General features: G+C 63.4%; 2 protein-coding genes and 1 pseudogene. 1 reads left to right on the forward strand and 2 read right to left on the reverse strand.

The window, feature by feature from the left end; all coding sequences use genetic code 11:
- Window positions 1–208: pseudogene (locus EN994_RS28995) on the reverse strand (shikimate dehydrogenase); the annotation flags it as partial.
- A 5-nt stretch (window positions 209–213) separates the two neighbouring features.
- Window positions 214–1,104 (reverse strand): 2-hydroxy-3-oxopropionate reductase, encoded by an 891-nt coding sequence (locus EN994_RS29000; protein WP_063168721.1) that lies wholly within the window; start codon window positions 1,102–1,104, stop codon window positions 214–216.
- Window positions 1,105–1,222: 118 nt separating this feature from the next.
- Between EN994_RS29000 and EN994_RS29005 the strand changes: the two genes are divergently transcribed.
- Window positions 1,223–1,987 carry an HpcH/HpaI aldolase/citrate lyase family protein gene (locus EN994_RS29005; RefSeq protein WP_063168720.1) on the forward strand — a complete coding sequence of 255 codons (765 nt, stop codon included), beginning with the start codon at window positions 1,223–1,225 and terminating at the stop codon, window positions 1,985–1,987.

Raw genomic sequence — 1,987 nt, forward strand, 5'->3', positions numbered from 1 at the left:
GCACCGAGATGATCACGCCCCTGATATTCTCGGCTGCCGTAATGCCGGCCCAGAAGGCCTCGAAATCCTCCGGGCGGCAGCTCAAGGGCACCATGAGGCTGTCGAGGCCCTTCTGCTCGAAGATCTCGTTGAATATGCCGGGGCTCTTGGCATGGGCCACGGGATGGGCCAGCATCACGAAGATCTCGGCCTTGCCGGTTCCGCGCATCGGTTTTACTCCTTTTCTTTTGACAGTTCGTGGCCGCTGAGGATCTCCAGCGCCTGGACGAGGGACGAGTGGTCGGCCTCCGCGCCGCCTGGTCGGGCTGAGCAGGCGCTCATCAGTTGTTGCGCCATCGCGGTGTTCGGCAGCGAGACGCCAAGCGCGCGGGCGCTTTCGAGCGCGAGGTTGAGATCCTTCTGGTGAAGCCGCATGCGAAAGCCCGGGGCGAAGGTCCGGGCGATCATGCGCTCGCCATGCACCTCCAGCACGCGGGACGAGGCAAAGCCGCCCATCAGCGCGGCGCGCACCTTTGCCGCGTCGCAACCGGCCTTGCTGGCAAAGACGAGCGCTTCCGCCACGGCCTCTATGTTGAGCGCGACGATGATCTGATTTGCGATCTTGCAGGTCTGGCCGGCGCCATTGTGCTCGCCGATCAAGGTGATGTTCTTGCCCAGCGTCCGAAAGATCGGCAGCGCGCGCTCGAACTCTGCGGTCGGCCCGCCGACCATGATGGTGAGGCTCGCCGCCTTGGCGCCGACCTCACCGCCCGAGACCGGGGCGTCGAGGTAGCCGGCTCCCGCTTGCCGCAGTTTCGCTGCGAATTCCGCAGTGGCGATAGGGCTGATCGAGCTCATGTCGATGACCAGCTTATCGGCCGACAGCCCCTCCAGGACGCCGTTTCCTCCAAGCAGGACACGCTCCACATCTGGCGTGTCGGGCAGCATGGTCACGATGATCTCGGACATCCGCGCCACATCGCCAGGAGAGGCGACGACCGATGCCCTAAGGTCCTTCGGCAGAGGGGAGCGGTTCAGGACCGTGAAGATCTCATGTCCCGCGTCGACGAGATGGTGCGCCATCGGTGCTCCCATCACACCGAGCCCGATGAACCCGATCTTCATTCTTGAACCCCTGTACGAAGGTTGGTGCGTATTGCATCTTGCAGCAAATTATTGCCGTATGATATAGGACATCATACAAATTTCAACGTCCTTTCGCTCATCGGAGACCGACCGCAAAATGCAAGAGCGCCTCAACACGCTGAAGGCTGCCGTGTCGGCCGGCCGGACCCATATCGGCATCTGGTGCTCGCTGGCTTCGGCCCTGACGACGGAAATTGTCGCGGGCTCCGGCGCCGGCTGGCTGCTGATCGATGGCGAGCATAGCCCCAATCATCTGCGCAGCATCATGGCCCAGTTGCAGGTCATGGGCGGCTTCGACAGCGAGGCCGTCGTCAGGCTGCCTTCCGACGATCCCAATCTGATCAAGCAGGCCCTGGATATCGGTGCGCGCAGCCTGATGATCCCCAATGTGCGGACGGCCGATCAGGCCCGCGCCATTGTCGCGGCTATGACATATGCGCCTGGTGGATTTCGCGGCTTCTCGGTCGGTCACCGTGCCAACGGCTTCGGTCGCATCGCCGGTTACCACGCCAAGGCGCGTGAGCAGCAGCTTCTCGCCGTACAGATCGAGGATGAATTAGGCGTCGCCAATGCCGCGGAAATTGCGGCAGTGGACGGCGTCGACGTTCTCTTCGTCGGACCCGGCGACCTTTCCACCAATATGGGTGCGATGGGCAATCCCGGGGCCGCACACGTTCAAGAAGCGATCGCCTCGGTGCGCAAGGCGGCAACGGCGGCAGGCAAGGCCAGCGGGATCCTGGCTCCCGCAAAGACCGATGCCGACCGCTACCTCGCCGACGGCTTCACCATGGTTGCCGTTGGTTCCGACCTCGGCCTGCTGGCGCGGGGCTCGGATGCCTTGGTCGCTTCGTTCACTCAGTAG

This window comes from Mesorhizobium sp. M7A.F.Ca.CA.002.09.1.1 (genome assembly GCF_003998555.1).
Classification (GTDB): Bacteria; Pseudomonadota; Alphaproteobacteria; order Rhizobiales; family Rhizobiaceae; genus Mesorhizobium; species Mesorhizobium ciceri.

Bases quoted from the DNA above. Each gene is read 5' to 3' on its own strand.
- EN994_RS29000 (WP_063168721.1), bottom strand. From the start codon at position 1,104: ATGAAGATCGGGTTCATCGGGCTCGGTGTGATGGGAGCACCGATGGCG.
- EN994_RS29005 (WP_063168720.1), top strand. From the start codon at position 1,223: ATGCAAGAGCGCCTCAACACGCTGAAGGCTGCCGTGTCGGCCGGCCGG.